The following is a 19,068-nucleotide window of genomic DNA, read 5'->3' on the forward strand; positions in this document are numbered from 1 at the left end:
TCGTTACCGGCCACGCCGACGGGCGGCCGAGGCTTCGAGTCCGGATCTGCGGAGCTGGGCACGCACCTGGCTGCCGCCGTCGGTGCCGCCGTTGGTCGGGGTTTCGCCCGAGGTCATCGCCTCGACGGTCTGGGCCAGCGCGGCCACCGTCGGCGCCTCGTAGAGAATGTGCGGGGGCAGCTCGGCCAGCTCGAACGCGCGCCGCACCGCGGCCACGATCGTGACGCCGAGCAGCGAGTTGCCGCCCAGTTCGAAGAAGTTGTCCAGGACGCCGACCCGCTCCAGCTTCAGCAGGTCGCACCAGATCCCGGCGATCCTCTCCTCCGACTCGCCCGTGGGCTCCTGGTAGGAGGTGACCAGCTCGGGACGCGGGTGCCGCTCGCCGCCCGACTCGGTGGCGGTGACCGCCTCCAGGGTGAACATCGAGCTGCCCTCGACCAGCGTGGGGAAGTCCTGGGTGGAGACCACGACACGGGGCTCGCCGCTGGCCAGGGCGCGCAGCAGCGAGCGCCAGCCGTCCTCGAACCCGATGCCGATGCGCGCCCGGTTCTTGCGGAAGAAGTCCTGCAGGCCCTCGTCGTACCCGGCCAGCCCGGCCTCCCAGGCGTTCCAGGTCCACTCGCCCCAGTCGAGCGCCACCACGCGGCGGCCGGAGGCGGCCAGCCGGCAGGCGTAGGCGTCGAGGTAGGCGTTGGCCGCGCAGTAGTCCACCTGGCCCGGCCCGCCGCCGGTGGCCGAGGTGATCGAGGAGAACAGGACCAGGAAGTCCAGCTCCACCTCGTCCGGCTCGCCCAGCCGCAGCGCCTCGGCCAGCGCCAGCGTGCCGGCGATCTTGGGCGCCATCACCTCGTCGAGCTCTTCCGGCCGCTTGAACTGCATGAGGCCCATGCCCGGCACGCCCGCCGCGTGCAGCACGCCGTGCAGGGCGCCGAACCGCTCGCGGGCCCGCTCGACCGCACGGGTGACGTCCGCCGCGCTCGCCACGTCGCCGACGACCACCTCGACCGCGCCGCCGGCCGCCTCGATCGCGGTCACCTTCTCGACCCGGTGGCGGGTCGTCTCGTCGACCGGGTCCGCGCCGCTCAGGATCGCCGCCCACCGGGCGCGCTCCGGCAGCCCGCGCCTGGCCAGCAGGACGAGCTTGGCCCGGCACTCCTTGGCCAGTTGCTCACCCAGGCCCAGCGCGATGCCGCCCAGGCCGCCGGTGACCAGGTAGACGCCGCCGGAGCGCAGCGGCTCGGCCGCGGGCGGCGGCATCTTGTCGTAGCCGGGCACCCAGCGCCTGCCGCGGCGCAGCGCCACGGTCCTGGCCGACTGCTCGCGGCCCAGCTCGGCCACCAGGGCGGCGTGGCCGTCCGGCTCGGCGTCGATGAACCGGGTGACCACGTTCGGGTACTCCAGCGGGATCACCAGGGCCGGGCCGATCAGCTGGGCGCCGTCCGGGTTCGTCACCTCCTCGCCCAGCACCTGCTGGGTCCCGGCCACCGCCACGTCCAGCGACCAGCGGTCCACGCCCGACTCGCCCGCCGCCCTGGCCAGCGCGACCAGCGTGTGCAGGCCGTGCCCGGCGTCCGGCAGCGTCTCGTCGAGCGACCACAGGTGCACGACCCGGTCCAGGGGACGGCCGGCGGCACGCAGGTCACGCAGCAGGGCGGCGGTGTCGGCCACGTTGCCGGGCCGTACCGTGTAGCCGTCGGGGCCGCCGGTGTAGGCGTCGCCGGGCCGTACCACCGAGACGGGCGCGCTCGTGGCCCGGCGCAGCGCGGCCAGCGCGCGGTCGGCGAGGCCGCCGCGGGAGTAGACCAGCCAGGTGGCCGGCTCGGCCTTGCGGGAGGCGGTGACCTGACGCCAGACGGGCTGGTAGAGCCATTCGTCCTCGGGCAGCTTGGCCAGGCTGCTGATCGCGTCGAGCAGCGAGCCCTCGGCGATCGCCTCCTCGACCGTCTTCTTCCTGGACCGGGTGGCGGACGGGTCGATCCAGTAGCGCAGCCGCTGGAACGGGTAGGTGGGCAGCGGGATCCGGCCGGCCCCTCCATCGTGGTAGGCCGCCCAGTCGAGCGTCACGCCCGCCAGCCACAGGCGCGCCAGGCAACCGGCGAACACCTGGTCGTCGGGCCGGCTGTCGCTCGCGGCGGGCAGTACGTGGGAGATGAGCGGCCAGCGCTGCGGCGGGCAGCCCGCCCCGCGCACCAGCGCGCCGAGCGACTGACCGGCGCCGATCTCCACGATCGCCAGCTCCGGGTCGGCCAGCAGGCTCTCCACCCCGGCGGCGAACCGCACGGTCTCGCACATGTGCCGGGCCCAGTAGCCGGGGTCGCGCACCTCGGCGCCGGCCACCTCGCCCGTCAGGTTCGAGATGTACGGCAGCGCCGGGGCGTTGAGCCGGATGTTCTTCTTGACCCAGTCGGTGAGCTCTTCCGCGATCGGCGACAACATCCTGGAGTGGAAGGCGTGGGTCGTCCGCAGGGACCGGCAGGGCACCTCGGCGGCCCGCAGCCGCGCGGCGAGGGCGTCCACCGTCTCCCCGGGGCCCGCGACGACCGTGACCTGCGGCCCGTTGAGCGCCGCGAGGTCCAGCCCGTCGAGCGGGAAGCGGCGGCGCAGGTCGGCCTCGGGCAGGGAGACCGCGAGCATCGCGCCGCCGGGCAGCCCGGCGATGAGCCCGGCCCGGTGGGCGACCAGCTTGAGGGCGTCCTCCAGGGAGAGCACGCCCGCCAGGCACGCGGCCACGTACTCGCCGAGGCTGTAGCCGAGCATGAGGCGCGGCTGGACGCCCCAGTCCATGAGCGTGCGCGCCAGCGCGTACTCCACGGCGAACAGCGCGGGCTGCACCGCCTCGGTGCGCTCCAGCGCGGCGCCCCGCCCGTCACCGCCGCGTGCGCCGGTCAGCAGGTCCTTGAGTCCTTCGTCCAGGTGTTCCAGGCAGGCGTTGAGATGCCGCTGGAAGACCGGCTCGTGCGCGTACATCCCGGCGACCAGGCCCGGATACTGCTCCCCGACCCCGCCCAGCAGGAACGCCACCTGCCGGCCCTGGACCGTGTCGACCCGGTTCAGCACCTCGGGGCCGGTCAGTCCCCCGGCCGCCTCCTCGACGCTCGCGGCGACCAGGGCCCGGCGGTGCTCGAACGTCTTGCGCCCCACCTGCAGGGTGAAGGCCACGTCCGGCAGCCGGACCCCGGCCGCCTCTCGCAGGTGCTCACCGAGGCGATGACACGCCTGGTCCGCGGCGGTCGCGTTGCGCGCGGACAGCGGGAGCACCTGGTACCTGCGCGGGGACTCGGGGGCGTGGTCCCTGGCAGGCGCTTGTTCGACCACGAGGTGCACGTTCGTGCCGCCCATGCCGAGGGAGTTCAGCCCGGCGATGCGCGGGCGGCCGTCGCGGGTGCGCCAATCGGCCAGCTCGGTGTTGACGTAGAACGGGCTGTTCTCGAAGTCGATCTCCGGGTTGGGGCTGGTGTAGTGCAGGCTCGGCGGGATCAGCCCGCTGTTCAGCGAGAGCGCCGTCTTGATCAGGCCGCTGGCGCCCGCGGCGCGGTCCAGGTGGCCGACGTTGGTCTTCACCGAGCCGATCGGGCAGTAGCGCCGCTCGCTGGTCTGGCCGAAGGCCCGGGTCAGCGCCGCCACCTCGATCGGGTCGCCGAGCTCGGTGGCGGTGCCGTGCGCCTCGATGTAGCTGATGTCGTCGCCGGTCACGCCCGCGTCGGCCATCGCGTCGGCGATCACCCTGGCCTGGCCGATCACGCTGGGCGCGGTGTAGCCGACCTTGAGCGCGCCGTCGTTGTTCATCGCCGCGCCGCGGATCACCGCCCAGATGTGGTCGCCGTCGCGGATCGCGTCCGGCAGCCGCTTGAGCAGGACGGCCGCGGCCCCGTCGCCGAACATGCTGCCGCGCGCCCGGGCGTCGAACGTGCGCACGTGCCCGTCCGGCGACTCCTGGCCGCCGGGGCCGAACTTGTGCCCCACCCGGTCCGGGATCCGGATCGAGACGCCGCCGGCCAGCGCCAGCTCGCACTCCCCCGCCCGCAGGCTCTGCACCGCCAGGTGCGCGGCCACCAGCGAGGTCGAGCAGAACGTCTGCACCGCCACGCTCGGCCCGTACAGGTCGAACAGGTAGGACACGACCGTGGTCAGGGCGTCCTTGTCGTTGCCCATGATGACCTCGAAGTCGCTGAACTCCTCGCTGCCCGCGCCCAGCAGCTGGTCGCTCAGGCGCAGCAGGTAGGTGGAGATGTTCGTGCCGCCGAACACCCCGACCCGCCCCCGGTGCTCCGGCGCGGCGTACCCCGCCTGCTCCAGCGCCTCCCAGCACACCTCCAGGAAGGCACGCTGCTGCGGGTCGGTCATCGCGGCCATGCGCGGGCTCATCCCGAAGAAGGCCGCGTCGAACGTGTCGATCTCGTCCAGCACCGGCCGGGCCGGCACGTAGGCCGGGTCCCGCACCAGCTCGGGATCCACGCCCGCCGCCACCAGCTCGTCCTCGCCGAAGAAGGTGATGGACTCGACGCCCTCCCGCAGGTTCCGCCAGAACGTCGCCACGTCCGGCGCGCCCGGGAAGCGCCCGGCCATGCCCACGATCGCGATCCGCCGGTCGTCGTCCTGCTCGCGCTGGACCACCTTGACGGGGACGACCGGCTGCGTGACCGCGCCGCGCTCGTCCAGGATGGCCGCCAGCCGGTTCACGGTCGGCGCCTCGAACAACATCACCGTCGGTACGGCGACGCCGAACCGCTCCTTCACCAACCGGAGCATCTGCAGCGCGACCAGCGAGTTGCCGCCCAGGTCGAAGAAGTTGTCCCGGGTGCCGACCGGCTCGACCCCCAGCACCTCCGACCACAGCTCCGCCAGGCCGCGCTCGGCGTCCGTGAGCGGAGGGCTGTACGGCTGCGGCAGCTCGGGCCGGGGGAACCGGTCACCCTTCGGCGCCGCGGGCGCCGCCGCCCTGGGCAGCCGGTCGTCCAGCCCGCCCGCCGCCACCACCAGGTCCGGCTGCGGCGCGGCCAGCATCTCGTCGAAGGCGGCCATGCCCTGCTCGGTGGACATCGAGTGCGCCACCATCGCCGCGCCCAGGCCGCCGCCCAGCCGTTCGAGCGTGATCGACCAGGTGTCCCAGCTCGCCGCCACCCACGTGGTGGCGGTACGGCGGGCGTGGTTGCGGTGGGCCAGGGCGGTCAGAGCGGCGTTGGCGGCGGCGTAGCTGCCGAACGTGATGCCGCCCAGGATCGCGGAGGTGGAGGAGAACAGCACCGCGAACTCCGGCGGGCCGTCCATCTCGGCGAAGACCCGTTCAAGGACCTTCGCGCCCGCGACCTTGGCGGCGAAGTGCCGGTCCACGGCCTCCTCGTTCAGGTCCCGGAGGGAGACGAAGGTGTCCGGGGTGCTGACGGCGGCCAGGTGGACGACGCCGTCCACGCCTTCCAGGTGGACGCGCATGGCCGCGGCGTCGGTGACGTCCACGGCCGGGGTGCTGACCTCGACGCCGCGGGCCCGCAGCCGCTCCACAACCTCGCGGCGCGCGTCGTCCGGGCCGGTGCGGCTGGTCAGGACGAGTCGCCCGGCTCCGGCGTCGGCCAGATGCTCGGCCATCAGCAGCCCGACCGGCCCCAGGCCACCGGTGACCAGGTAGGCACCACCCTTCCGGATGACCGGGGCGTCCTGGGCCGGGCCGCTCTGGGTGGCCGGGGCGCTCTGGGCGAGCGGGGCGCTCTGGTCGGGGGCGCTTTGCCGTACCGGCTCGAAGGTGCGCACCAGGCGGCGGCCGTCGCGGTAGGCGGCGAGGGTCTGCCCCGGAGGGGTGGCCAGTTCGGCGGCCAGCAGGGCGGCGGCCTCCTCGGGCGGGAGACCGGGTGCCAGGTCGACGGCTCGGCAGTCGAGGTTGAGGTACTCCTGGTTGGCGACCAGCGGCAGCGTGGCCACGGCGGCCTGGGCGGGCGACGGGCTGTCCCCGCCTATCGCCTGGCCGCCCGCGGTGACCACGAGGACCCGCGTGTTGTCGCCGCTCTCGGCACAGCCGTCCAGGAGCGCGGCCACCGGGAGCAGTGCCTCACGGCCGTCGGAGCCGGCGTCGGTGTGGTCGAGCATGCGCAGGTCCACCACGACGTCGGCGGTAGCGGTACCCGGCTCGACCTCGGTTCCGGCGGCCCGCAGAACCCTGGCGAGCGCGTCGGCGACCCCGCCGCGGTCGGCCACCAGCGCGACCTTCCCGGGCGGGTCCGCGGGGGCGGGGAGGTCGGCGGCCGTCCACGTCGGGGCCATCACGCGCACGTGCGGCTCGGGCTCCGCGACGACCGGCTCCGGGGCGGCAGCCACCGGCTTGGCCGTGGGCGCGTCCACCCAGTAGCGCTCACGCTGGAACGGGTACGGCGGCAGCGACACCTTGGCGACAGGGCGCCCGCGCTGGTAGCCGGGCCAGTCGACCGGTACGCCGGCCAGCCACAACCGGCCGACCGCCTCGGTGAGCACGTGCCCGGCGGAGCGGGTGTCGCTCTCGGCGGGCAGCGCCTGGACGATGAGCGGCCAGCGGTCCCTGGGGCAGTCCCGGTGGCCGCGGACCATCGCGCCGAGCGACTGGCCGGGGCCGATCTCCAGCAGGGCGGCCTCGCCGTACCCGATCAAGGTGCCGATCACCTTGTCGAACTGGACGGCCGCGCACATGTGCTCGGCCCAGTAGCCGGGGTCGGTCACCTGCTCGGCGGTGGCCAGGTCGCCGGTGACGTTGGAGACGTAGGGGATGCGCGGCGGGTTGAGGGTGACGTTGGCGGCGATCCAGCCGGTGAGCTCGCCGCGGATCGGCTCCAGCATGCGCGAGTGGAAGGCGTGCGTGGTGGCCAGCGGGCGGCACGGGATCGAGTCGGCCTCCAGGAGCGCCCGGACGGCCTCCATGCCCTCGGGTTCGCCGGCGACGACCGTGAGCGAGGGGCCGCTGACGGCGGCCACGTCCACGCCGGGGATGCCGGCGAGGCGGGCCCGTACCTCGGCCGCGGGCAGGGGGACGGCGCTCATGCTTCCGGCGGGCAGCTGGTTGATCAGCTTGGCCCGGTGGGTGACCAGCTTGAGCGCGTCGTCCAGGGACAGCACGCCGGACAGGCACGCGGCCACGTACTCGCCGAGGCTGTAGCCGGCCAGGATCGACGGCTCGATGCCCCACGAGCGGACCAGGTGCGCCAGCGCGTACTCGACCGCGAACAACGCGGGCTGGAGCCGGTCGGTGGTGGTGGCGTCGGCGGCTTCGGCCCGGCCCAGCATCCTGGCCAGCGCGCCCGCCTCGCCGCTGACGCGGGGGCGGAGCATGTCGGCCAGCGGGTCGGCGCCGCCCATGAGGCCGCGCAGCGCGTCGCGGCAGCGGTCCAGCGTCTGGCGGAAGACCGGCTCGCCGGCGTAGAGGTCGGCGGCCATGCCCGGGTACTGCTCGCCGGTGCCCGCGATGAGGAAGGCGACCTGCCGGTCGGTGCGGGTGTCGGAGCGGCCCAGGACGGCGGGCTCGCGCAAACCGGCCACGGCTTCCTCGGTGCTGCCGGCGACCAGGATCCTGCGGTGGCCGAAGAGCCGGCGGCCGGACTGCAGGGTGTGCGCCACGTCGGCCAGCCGGTCGCCGCCGTGGCTCGGCGGTACGGCCGTGCCGCCGGTCCGGTTGCCCGCGTCCCCCGCGAGATGGTCGGCCAGGCGGGTGGTCATCGTGTCGGCGGCCTCGGCGGTGCGGGCCGACCAGACGAGCAGTTCCGCCCGCGGCGCCGTCGAGGGGCGTGCCACCTCGGGCGCCGCCTCCAGCACCACGTGCGCGTTCGTGCCGCCGATGCCGAAGGCGCTGACGCCCGCCCGCCGGGTGCGTCCCGTCTCCGGCCAGGAGCGCAGTTCGGTGACCACCTCGATGGCGGCCTCTCCCGAGGCGAGCTGCTGGTTGGGGGTCTCCAGGTTGAGCGTGGGCGGGATCTCGCCGGTGCGCAGGGCCAGCGCGGTCTTGATGAGGCTGGTGACCCCGGCGGCCCGGTCGAGGTGGCCGAGGTTGGTCTTGACCGAGCCGACGAGCAGCGACTCGCCCCGGTACACCTGCTGGATGGCGGCCAGCTCGGCGGCGTCGCCCAGGGCGGTGCCGGTGCCGTGCGCCTCCACGTAGTCGATGTCGGCCGGGTCCAGGTCGGCGGCGGCCAGCGCCTCGGCCATGACGGACGCCTGCCCCTGCACTCCGGGCGCGGTGAAGCCGACCTTCTTGCCCGCGTCGTTGTTGACCGCCCAGCCGCGGATGACCGCGTAGATCTGGTCGCCGGCCTCCAGCGCGTCCTCCAGGCGGCGCAGCACGATCACGCCGACGCCGCTGCCGAGCGGGCTGCCGAGACCGGCGGCGTCGAAGGCGCGGCACTCGCCGTCCGGCGGCGCGATCCCGCCGGGCTGGTAGGCGTAGCCGACCCGGTGCGGCACGCTGACGGCGACGCCGCCGGCCAGCGCCATGTCGCACTCGAACCCGGCCAGGCTGGTGGCGGCGGCGCAGATGGCGACCAGCGAGGTGGAGCAGTAGCTCTGCACGCCGTAGCTCGGGCCGGACAGGCCGAGCGTGTGCGCGACCCGGGTGGTCAGCGAGTCCTTGTCGTTGGCCAGGCCGAGCGCCAGGTGGCCCATGACCTCGCCGACGCCGCCGGGGATCAGGTTGTTCTGCATGTAGGAGCTGTGGGCGCAGCCGCCGAAGACGCCGATCGAGCCGTCGAAGCGGGCCGGGTCGCAGCCGGCGTCCTCCAGCGCGGCCCAGCTGTGCTCCAGGAACAGCCGGTGCTGCGGGTCGAGGATCTGCGCCTCCTTCGGGGTGAAGCCGAAGAAGTTCGCGTCGAACAGCTCGATGCCGTCGATGACCGGGCCGGCCTTCACGTAGCTCGGGTCCTGGAGCTCGTCCTCGGTGACGCCTTCGGCGCGCAGCTCCTCGTCGGTGAAGCGGGTGATGCCCGACCGGGCCGCCCTGATGGCGGCCCACAGCTCGGCGACGCCGGACGCGCCCGGGAACCTTCCGGACATCCCGACGATCGCGATGTCGGTGCCCGTGCTCTCGTCACTCACGTTCTGCTCCCTTTTCGGCTTGTCCCCTGTGGGTGCCGGCCCGGGCGCGACGCCGCCGCTGCCCCCTCGCCGAGCTGCTGGTCAGTGCTTCCTGCGTGGCCGACGCGCCGCCGTCGACCGCCGCGGTGAACGCGGCCACGGTCGGATGCTCGAACAACACGGCCGGGGCGATCGGGACGCCGAGCTCCTTCTCGATGGCCAGCACCATGGCCATGCCGACCAGGGAGTTGCCGCCGAGGTCGAAGAACGGGTCGTGCACGCCCACCTGGGCGATGCCGAGATAGGCGCCCCACAGCTCGGCGACCAGCGCCTCCCGCTCGTTGCGCGGCTCGGCGTAGTCGGTGCGCAGCTGCGGCCGCGGGAACCGTTCGCCCCGGGGTACGGCTTCGCCGATGAGGTTGTCGATGTCGAGCATCGCGGTCCACTCGCGGACCACGTCCCCGAGCGGCTGCCGGGCGGCCAGCACGTGCCCGTGCCCGCCCCTGATGATCGTGTCGAGCAGGTCGTTGCCGGCCTCCTCGGCGAAGCCGTACCTCTCGCGGTAGTTCCTGACGCGCTCGGCCAGGCCGCCGGTGTTCTTGAAGTTCTCGGCCTGCCAGTCGTCGTGCAGCCAGGGGCCCCAGGAGATGGCGACGACCCGGGTGGAAGGGGCGGTGGCGGCCAGCGCCTCGCCGTACGCGTCCAGGACGGTGTTGGCGGCGCAGTAGTCGCCCTCGCCGATGCCGCCGAACGCGGTGACCGCGGAGGAGTACAGGACGAGCAGTTCCGGCCGCTCGTGCTCGGGGGTGTCCGCGCCGACCAGCCTGGCCAGCGGGCCCATGGCCAGGACCTTCGGCGCGAGGACCGCCCGGGCCTCCGCGACCGTCCTGCGTTGCATGAGGCCGCCCGCCGGGAGCCCGGCCGAGTGGATCACGCCGTGGAGCGCGCCGTAGTGCTCGCGCACGCCCGCGATGGCGCGCTCGAACTGCGCCGCGTCGCCGGTGTCCGCCGCCACCAGCAGCACCTCGGCGCCCGCCGCCTCCAGCGCGGCGACGTCGGCGAGCGTGCGCTCGGTCCGGCTGCCGGGCTCGGGGGCGGCGTTCCGGTCGAGAGGGGTACGGCTGAGCAGGGCCAGCTTCCTGACCCCGGTGCGCACGAGGTGCCTGGCCAGGCCCATACCCAGGCCCCGGGTACCACCGGTGACCAGATAGACGCCGTCGGCCCGCCAGGGGGAACCGGTGGCATCGGGCTCGCCGGGAACCTCCGCCCAGGCACGCACCCAGCGGCGTCCGCGCCGCCAGGCGGCCAGCGCGTCACTCCCGCCGGGCGCGGCCACCAGCTCACCGGCCACCTGCCCGCCGGCCTGGTCTGCGGTGGCCGGGTCCAGGTCGACGCCGGTCCAGGTCAGCTCCTTGAACTCGTGCTGTACGGCCCGGCCGAACCCGTGGGCCAGCGCCTGCTGGGGCGCGACGTTGTCGCCGCCCAGGACCTCGGCGGCGCCCCGCGTGACGGTGAGCAGGCGGGCGCCGGGCTCGACGGTCAGCGACTGGATGGCCAGCAGGAGGCTGTCGAAGCCGTGGCCGATCGCCGCCTCCAGGTCTTCGCGGGCCGTGAGCAGGCTCCACAGGTGGGCCACGTGCACGGGGCCTTGGGCGAGCCCCTGGAACACCTCGGCGTAGTGGGCCGGGTCCGCGGGGTCGATGGTCAGGCAGCGCCCGTCGCGGTGCAGCCGTGATCCGGCGAAGACCTCCACGACCTGGCCGCCGCCCGCCTCGGCCAGGTCGGCGAGAGCCGTACCGGCCGCGCCTTCGGAGAAGACGACCAGCGGGCCGGGCAGCGCGAGCAGGTCCGGCAGGACGGGACGGACGGGATCCTGCCGCCAGGAGGGCACGAACCGGAAGTCGGCCCCCTCCGTCCGGACGCCGTCGGCCCGTTCCCCGGAGCCGGTCGGGGCGCCACCGGTCCCGGCTCCGCCGGTCGAGGCGGCGGCCGTGCCGGAGGCGGGCTCGGGCCAGAAGCGGGTGCGCTGGAACGGGTAGGCGGGCAGGGTGACCACCCCGGCCGTGGCCGGTCCGGTCAGCTCCCAGCGGACCGGCGCGCCCGCCTCCCAGAGGCGTCCGGCGCTCTCCAGCAGCTCGGTCCTGGCGTCGCGGCGCTCACCGGCCGTCCACAGGGCGGGCAGCGTGCCCAGCACCGCGGCGGGTGCGCCGCCGGTCAGGTTCTGGCGGACCAGCCCGCCCAGCGTCTGCCCGGCGCCCAGTTCGACGAAGACGTCGATCTCCTGGTCCACGCAGTGGCGGACGCCGTCGGCGAAGCGCACGGGGCTGACGAGCTGGTCGGCCCAGTAGGAGTCGCTGATCGCCTGCTCGGGGGTGAGGGCGGCGCCGGTGAGGTTCGAGATGATCGTGAGGGCGGGCGCCTGGCGTGGCACGGTCTCCAGCAGGGCGAACAGCTTGTCGCGGGCGGGCTGCAGCAGCGAGGAGTGGAAGGCGTGCGCCGAGCGCATCGGGCGGCAGGCCAGGCCGGCGGCCATCAGGTCCGCGGTGGCCCGCTCGATCAAGGTGGGCAGGCCGCTCAGCACGGTCATCGACGGGCCGTTGAGCGCGGCGACGTCCACCTCGAGGCCGGGCAGCACCTCGCGGATGCGCTGCTCGGAGGCGGCCACGGCGACCATGCGGCCGGCCGGGACCGCGTTGATCAGGTGTGCCCGCTCGATCACGACCCGCACGGCGTCCTCGAGCGTGAAGACGCCGGCCAGGCAGGCGGCGACGTACTCGCCGAGGCTGTAGCCGATGAGCATGTCCGGCGTCACGCCCCAGTGGGCGAGCAGCCTGGCCAGCGCGTACTCGACGGTGAACTGGAACGGGTGCGAGATCGGCGCGTGCTCCAGCGGGTCGTCCCCGGCGTCCTGGCCGCTCTCCCTGCCCAGCATCGCGGCCAGGCCGTCCTCGCGCGGCGCGGGGTCGGCCTCGAAGAACGGGAGCAGGTCCAGGTCGGCGTGCCGGCGGACCAGTTCGACGCAGGCGTCCACAGCCTGTGCATAAACCGGCTCGGTGGCGTACAGCTCCTTGCCCAGGCCCGCGTACTGGTCGCCGACGCCCGGCAGCAGGAACGCGATCCGCGGATTGTCCTTGGCCCTGACGACATCCGGGCCGCCGGCCAGGGCGCGCAGCCGGGTGACGGCGCCGGCCACGTCGTCCACCACCAGGAGCCGCCGGTGGTCGAGCGCCGCCCTGCCCGTGTGCAGGGTGCGGGCCACGTCGGCCGGTTCCAGCCCGGGGTCCGCGGCCAGCCGGGCGGCCAGCCGTGCCGCCTGCTCGCGCAGCGCCGCCTGGCTGCCCGCGCTGACGGGAAGAGTGTGTACGGCGGGCCCGGCCACACCCGGGGAAACACGCTCGGGGGCGGCCTCCAGCACCACGTGGGCGTTGGAGCCCGACAGGCCGAACGAGCTGACCCCCGCCAGCCGGGGCGCCGTCTCCAGCGCCTCGGTCACCGGCCGGATCGTGCCGTCCTCGTGGATGGCGGTGGCGGGCCGGTCCATGTTGAGGTTGGGCGGGATGACCCCGTTCTCCAGGATGAGCACGGTTTTGATGAGCCCGGCCACGCCGGCGGCCGCCTGTGTGTGGCCGATGTTGGTCTTGATGGCGCCCACCCGCAGCGGCCGCTCGGCGGGGCGCCTGCCGAACACGTCGTGCAGCGCCGACAGCTCGATCGCGTCCCCGAGCTGGGTCCCGGATCCGTGCGCCTCCACGTAGTCGACGTCGTCGGCGTGCACCCGAGCCGCCACGTGCGCCCGCGTGATCACGTCCACCTGGGCGTTCCTGCTGGGCGCGGTGAGCCCGTTGCTGCGCCCGTCCTGGTTGGCCGCCGAGCCGCGGATGACCGCGCGGATCCGCCTGCCGTTGGCCAGCGCCTTCGACAGCGGCTCCAGCACGACCAGGCCGCCGCCCTCGCCCATCACATAACCGTCGGCGCCCTCGTCGAACGTCTTGCACCGGCCGTCGGAGCACATCATCATGCCCGCGCACGCCTGGATGAACATCGACGGATGCAAGGTCAGCGAACACCCGGCGGCCAGCGCCATGTCGCACTCGCCCCTGCGCAGGCTCTCCACCGCCAGGTGGACGGCGATCAGCGAGGAGGAGCACGCGGTGTCCACGGTCAGCGTGGGCCCGACCAGGTCGAACTGGTAGGCGATGCGGCCGGCGGCCACACTGGCGATCGCGCCCTGGCCGAGGTACGGGTCGGAGACGGCGTCCCGGCCCTGGATCTCGATCTGGAGCCGGCCGTACTGGAGGGTGTCCATGTAGCCGACCATCACGCCGGTTCTGCTGCCCTTCATCCGGCTGGGCGCCAGCCCGGCGTTCTCCAGGCCCTCCCAGGCCAGTTCGAGCAGCAGGCGCTGCTGCGGGTCCATGCGCAGCGCCTCGCGGGGCGAGATGCCGAAGAACTCCGCGTCCCAGCCGGTCACGTCGTCGAGGAAGCAGCCGTAGCGGGTGTACATGCCGCCGGGCTTCTGCGGGTCGGGGTCGTAGTAGGCGTCGATGTCCCACCTCGCCGGAGGCACCTCGCCGACCGCGTGCCTGCCCTCGCGCAGCAGTTCCCACAGGCCCTCGACCGTGTCGCCACCGCCGGGGTAGCGGCAGGCCATGCCGATGACGGCGATGGGCTCGTGGCGGCGGTCCTCGGCCTCGGTGAGGTTACGGCGCGCTTGGGCCAGTTCGACGGTCACACGCTTGAGGTAGGCGCGGAGCTTTTCCTCGGTCCCCATCGGCGAACCTTTCCGGTAACGGGAGTCAGTGGTCACAGTTCGTTGTCGATGAGCGCGAAAATCTCCTCATCGGAGGCGGCGTCGATCTTTTCGACCATGCCGTCGGCGTCGCTCCCGGCCCCGCCGTACCTGGTCAGGGCGGCCTGCAGGATGGGGACGAGCCGGCCGCGGATGGCCTCGCCCTCCCCGTTGGCGCTGGTGAGCATGGCCTCGACCCGGTCCAGGGCGCCCTGGAGCACGTCCTCGGGCGAGAGCGACTTGGGGGCCAGCGTGCGGAACAGGTAGGTGGCCAGGGAGGTCACGGTCGGGTGGTCGAAGACGAGCGTGGCGGGCAGCCGCAGGCCCGTCTCGGCGTTGAGCCGGTTGCGCAGCTCGACCGCGGTGAGCGAGTCGAAGCCGAGCTGGCTGAAGGCGGTGGTGACGTCGATCTGCTCGGGGCTGCCGTGCGCGAGCACGGCCGCGACGTGGGCGCGGACGGCGCCGGTGAGCAGCCGCAGCCCTTCCGCGGGCGCCAGCTCGGCCAGCCGCGCGGCCAGCCCGGCCGCGTCCGCCGCCGCCGCCGATGCCGTACGGCGGGGCGCGCGCACCAGGCCGCGCAGCATTCCCGGGAGGTCGTCGTTGTCGGCCCTGGCCCGGAGGCCGGCGGTGTCCCAGCGGACGGCGACGACGACCGGCTCGTCTCCGGCCAGGGCGGCGTCGAACAGCTCCAGGCCGGTGGCCGAGTCCAGTGGGGCGACGCCCGATCGGGCGAGTCTGGCCTTGTCGGCGGTGCTGAGGGCGCCGGTCAGTTCGCTGGAGCTGTCCCAGAGTCCCCAGGCGATGGAGACGGCCGGCAGGCCCTGCGCCCTGCGGTGTGCGGCCAGGGCGTCGAGGTAGCTGTTGGCGGCGGCGTAGTTGCCCTGGCCGGCGTTGCCCAGGATCCCGGTCAGCGAGGAGAACAGAACGAACGCCCCCAGGTCCCGATTTTTCGTGAGGTGGTGGAGATGCCAGGCGGCGTCGAGTTTGGGGGCGAAGACACGGTCCACCCGCTCGGGGGTGAGACCCTCGATCGTGGCGTCGTCCAGGACGCCTGCCGTGTGGATGACGGCCGTCAGGTTGGGGATGTCGTCCACAACTGTGGACAGCTTCTCGCGGTCTGCCACGTCACAGGCGATCACCCGGACCCGGGCGCCGGTCTCCCGGAGCCCGGCGGCCAGGACGTCGGCCCCGGGCGTCTCCGGTCCACGCCTGCCCACCAGGACCAGGTCCCGCACACCGTGCCTGTCCACCAGATGGCGGGCCACCAGGCTGCCCAGCCCACCCAGCCCACCGGTCACCAGAACCCCGCCGGTCGCCCAGCCGGCCACCGACACCTCGGTCCGGGCCCCCTCCGGCGAAGAGGTGCGGCGGGCCAGGCGGGGGGCCAGGAGTCTGCCGTCCCCGACCCGGATCTCCGGCTCGCCGGTTGCCAGCACGCGCTCCCAGTCCGCGAAGCCCTCAGGGGCGTCCACCAGGACGAACCGCCCCGGCTGCTCCACCTGGGCCGTCCTGACCAGGCCGGGCACCACCCCGGCCGCCAGGCCACGCGGTGCGAACACCACGTGGCGCTCGTCCTCGGCCATGGCCTCCAGCGCGCGGGCGGCCAGTTCGCGGGGTGTGCCCTCGGCCAGCGGCACCACGGTGTACGGCCCCACCGGCGCACCCGTGGAGGGAGCCTCCACCCAGTCCACGCCATACGGGACGATCTGGGCGGGCACCGGCCGGGTGGCGGCCTGCCGTACGCGCAGGGAGTCGATCGTGAACACCGGGCGACCGGAGGCGTCCACCGCCTCGATGGCCGCCTCGTCCGCGCCGCGCGGCGTGAGCCGTACCCGGAGTGAGCCCGCCTGCGCGGCCGACAGCCGCACGCCGCCGAAGGCGAAAGGCAGGCGGAGCGTACTCTCCCGGGCGGCGAAGAGCAGCGGGTGGAAGCAGGCGTCGAGCAGCGCCGGGTGGATGCCGAAGCCGGTGACGTCCACCCCCTCGGGGGCCGTGACCTCGGCGAACAGCTCCTCCCCCGAGCGCCAGGCCGCGCTCACGCCCTGGAAGGCCGGGCCGTAGGCGTAGCCACGGGCGGCCAGCGCCTCGTAGGCCACCTCGACCGGCTCGGCGTCCGCGGGAGGCCAGGCGGTGGCCCAGCCGGGCGAGGTGGCGACGGCGGTGGACAGGGTGCCGGAGGCGTGACGGACCCAGTCGTCGCCGGTTCCGGAGAAGATCGTGATCGTGCGGTGGCCGTCCGCCGAGGGGGCGGAGACGACGACCTGGAGGCGGGCGGCGCCGTCCAGGACCAGCGGCGCCTCGATGACCAGCTCCTCGACCCGCGCGCAGCCGGCGGCCGCGGCGGCTTCGAGGGCCAGTTCGGCGAAGGCGGCCCCGGGCAGCAGCACGCCGCCCTCGACGGCGTGGTCGGCCAGCCAGGGCGCGGCCTTGACCGACAGCCGCCCGGTCAGGACGAGCCCGCCGTCGGCCACCGGCACCACGGCGGTGAGCAGCGGGTGCGCGCTGCCGTCCACGCCGGGCGGGGTGCCGCGGCCGTCCGCGGCGGCCAGCCAGAAGCGGCGCCGGTCGAAGGCGTAGGTCGGCAGCTCGACGTGCCGATGGGGGCCGGCGGCGAGCGCGCGGGCCCAGTCGACCTCGGCGCCGAGCACGAACGCCTGGGCCAGCGCGTGCAGGAAGCGCCGCCAGTCGCCCGCGTTGCGGCGCAATGTGCCGCAGACGCTGCCGGACTCGGCGATCCCGGCCACGTCCACCTGGAGCACCGGGTGCGGGCTCACCTCCACGAACAGGCACGGGCCGGTGAACGCCCCGACCGCCTGCCGGAACAGCACAGGGTTGCGCATGCTGTCGAACCAGTACTCGGCCGTCAGTCCCTCGGGATCGACGAACCCCCCGGCGGAGGAGGAGCAGAACTCGATGTCGGTACGGCCCGGCCGTACCTCACCGAAGAGGCTGACCAGTTCCTCACGCAGGACCTCGACGTGCGGGGTGTGGGAGGCGTAGTCCACGGCGACCCGGCGCGCCCGGTAGGGCTCCTCCCAGAGGGGGGCCACCTCCTCGATCGTGTCCACGGCGCCGGCGATCACGCAGCCGGTCGGCCCGCTGTCCACGGCGATCCACAGGCGGCCGGCGTAGGGCTCGATCAGTTCGCGGGCCCGGTCGGCGGGCACGGCGACGGAGACCATGGCGCCGGTGCCGCCGAGCCGGTCGACGCTGACGCGGCTGCGCTCGGCGACGATGCGGGCGGCGTCCTCCAGGGAGAGCGATCCCGCGACGCAGGCGGCGGCGATCTCGCCCTGGGAGTGGCCGACGACCGCGGACGGTTCGACGCCGAGGGAGCGCCAGAGCTCGCCGAGCGCGACCATGACCGCGAACAGCGCGGGCTGGATGGTGTCGGAGCCTTCCATCTCCTTGCCGGTGCGCAACGCGTCCTCGACCGACCAGCCGGTGTGCGCCTTGAGCGCCTCGTCGCAGGCGCGCAGCCGGTCGCGGAAGACCTCGCTGGCGTCCAGGAGGTCGACGGCCATGCCGGTCCACTGCGAGCCCTGGCCGGGAAAGAGGAAGACCGTGCGCGCGCCGGTGGCGGCGACGCCGTCGAGGACGGCCGGGTGCGGCGTACCCGCGGCCAGCGCGTCGAGTCCGGCGACCAGTTCGTCCCGGGTCTCGGCGAGCACCGCGGCCCGGTGCGCGAACCTCGCCCGCCTGGCCAGCACCTGCCCCGCGTCGGCCAGATCAGCCTCCGGCGCGGCGGCGGCCCAGTCGCGCAGCCTGCCCGCCTGGGCACGCAGGGAACGCTCGTTCTTGGCCGACACCACCCACACGAGGAGCGCGCCCGTCGGCGGCGCGGGGTCCGGGTCGGGTCCGCGTTCCAGGATCACGTGGGCGTTGGTGCCGCTGATGCCGAAGCTGGAGACCCCGGCCCGCGGCGGGCGCTCGCCCTCGGACAGCTCGACCTCGCCGGTCAGCAGCCGGACGCCGCCCTGCGACCAGTCCACGTGCGGAGTCGGCTCGGCCACGTGCAGGGTGCGCGGCAGCACCCGGTGCTCCAGCGCCTTCACCATCTTGATGACCCCGCCGACGCCGGCGGCGGCCTGGGTGTGCCCGATGTTGGACTTCAGCGACCCCAGCCAGAGCGGCCGCTCGGCAGGCCGCCCGCGGCCGTACGTGGCAAGCAGCGCCTGCGCCTCGATCGGGTCGCCGAGCGTGGTGCCGGTGCCGTGCGCCTCGACCGCGTCCACGTCGGACAGGTCGAGGCGGGCGTCGGCCAGCGCCTGCTCGATCACCCGCTCCTGGGCCGGGCCGCTGGGCGCGGTCATGCCGTTGCTAGCGCCGTCCTGGTTGATCGCGCTCCCCCGGATCACGGCGAGGATGCGCCGCCCGTTGCGCTCGGCGTCCGGCAGCCGCTCCAGCAGCACCACCCCGGCGCCCTCGCCCCACGCGACGCCGTCGGCCGTCGAGGAGAACGCCTTGCATCGCCCGTCCGGCGACAGCACCCGCTGCCGGGCGAACTCCACGAACGGCACCGGCGACGGCATCACGGTCACGCCACCGGCCAGCGCCAGCGTGCACTCGCCCCGGCGCAGCGCCTGCACCGCCAGGTGGATGGCCACCAGCGAGGACGAGCAGGCGGTGTCGAGCGAGATCGACGGCCCCTCCAGCCCGTAGAGGTAGGAGACGCGGCCGGACAGCACGCTGGCCACGCTGTTGGTGAACAACGTGCCCTCCATCGCCCCGGGCGAGCCGGCGAGGAAGCGGTTGGAGTAGTGCTCGTACATGACGCCCGCGTAGACGCCGGTACGGCTGCCGCGCAGCGTCCCCGGGTCGATGCCGGCCCGCTCGAACGCCTCCCAGGTCGCCTGGAGGAACAGCCGGTGCTGCGGGTCGGTCCCGAGCGCGGTGCGCGGGCTGATGCCGAAGAAGGCGGCGTCGAAGTCGAAGGCGTCGGGCACGAAGGCGCCCTGGCGGGCGTACGTCTTGCCGGTGGCGTCCGGGTCCGGGTCGTAGAGGTCCTCGGCGTCCCAGCCGCGGTCGGCGGGGAAGCCGCCCATGGCGTCGCGCCCGGAGCGCACCAGCTCCCACAGGTCGTCGGGGGTGCTCACCCCGCCCGGGTAATGGCAGGCCATGCCCACGATGGCGATCGGCTCGTGGCGGCGGCTCTCGTCCTCGGTCAGGCGGCGTCGGGTTTCCGCGAGTTCCACGGTGGCGCGTTTGAGGTAGTCACGGAGCTTGGCCTCGGTCCCCATCGCTCGGGCCTTTCCTGTCAT

Annotated in this window: 3 protein-coding genes; all 3 read right to left on the reverse strand. The window is 74.3% G+C overall.

Annotation, left to right across the window (positions count from 1 at the left end; genetic code table 11):
- Nucleotides 1–3: 3 nt before the first annotated feature.
- The 3 genes from FVE25_RS35735 to FVE25_RS35745 are packed head-to-tail and all read right to left on the reverse strand — an operon-like array spanning nt 4 to nt 19,068.
- Nucleotides 4–9,039: a type I polyketide synthase gene (locus FVE25_RS35735; protein WP_157251719.1), complete on the reverse strand. Its 9,036-nt coding sequence runs from the start codon at nt 9,037–9,039 to the stop codon at nt 4–6.
- Nucleotides 9,032–13,789 carry a type I polyketide synthase gene (locus tag FVE25_RS35740; protein WP_157251721.1) on the reverse strand — a complete coding sequence of 1,586 codons (4,758 nt, stop codon included), beginning with the start codon at nt 13,787–13,789 and terminating at the stop codon, nt 9,032–9,034. The genes FVE25_RS35735 and FVE25_RS35740 overlap by 8 nt, the downstream gene beginning before the upstream one ends.
- Nucleotides 13,790–13,821: 32 nt before the next feature.
- Nucleotides 13,822–19,068 (reverse strand): type I polyketide synthase, encoded by a 5,247-nt coding sequence (locus FVE25_RS35745; RefSeq protein ID WP_219825780.1) that lies wholly within the window; start codon nt 19,066–19,068, stop codon nt 13,822–13,824.

Origin of the sequence: Nonomuraea typhae, assembly GCF_009760925.1 — a bacterium.
Lineage (GTDB): Bacteria > Actinomycetota > Actinomycetes > Streptosporangiales > Streptosporangiaceae > Nonomuraea > Nonomuraea typhae.

Coding starts and splice junctions, on each gene's coding strand:
- FVE25_RS35740 (WP_157251721.1), bottom strand. CDS start 13,789: ATGGGGACCGAGGAAAAGCTCCGCGCCTACCTCAAGCGTGTGACCGTC.
- FVE25_RS35745 (WP_219825780.1), bottom strand. CDS start 19,068: ATGACAGGAAAGGCCCGAGCGATGGGGACCGAGGCCAAGCTCCGTGAC.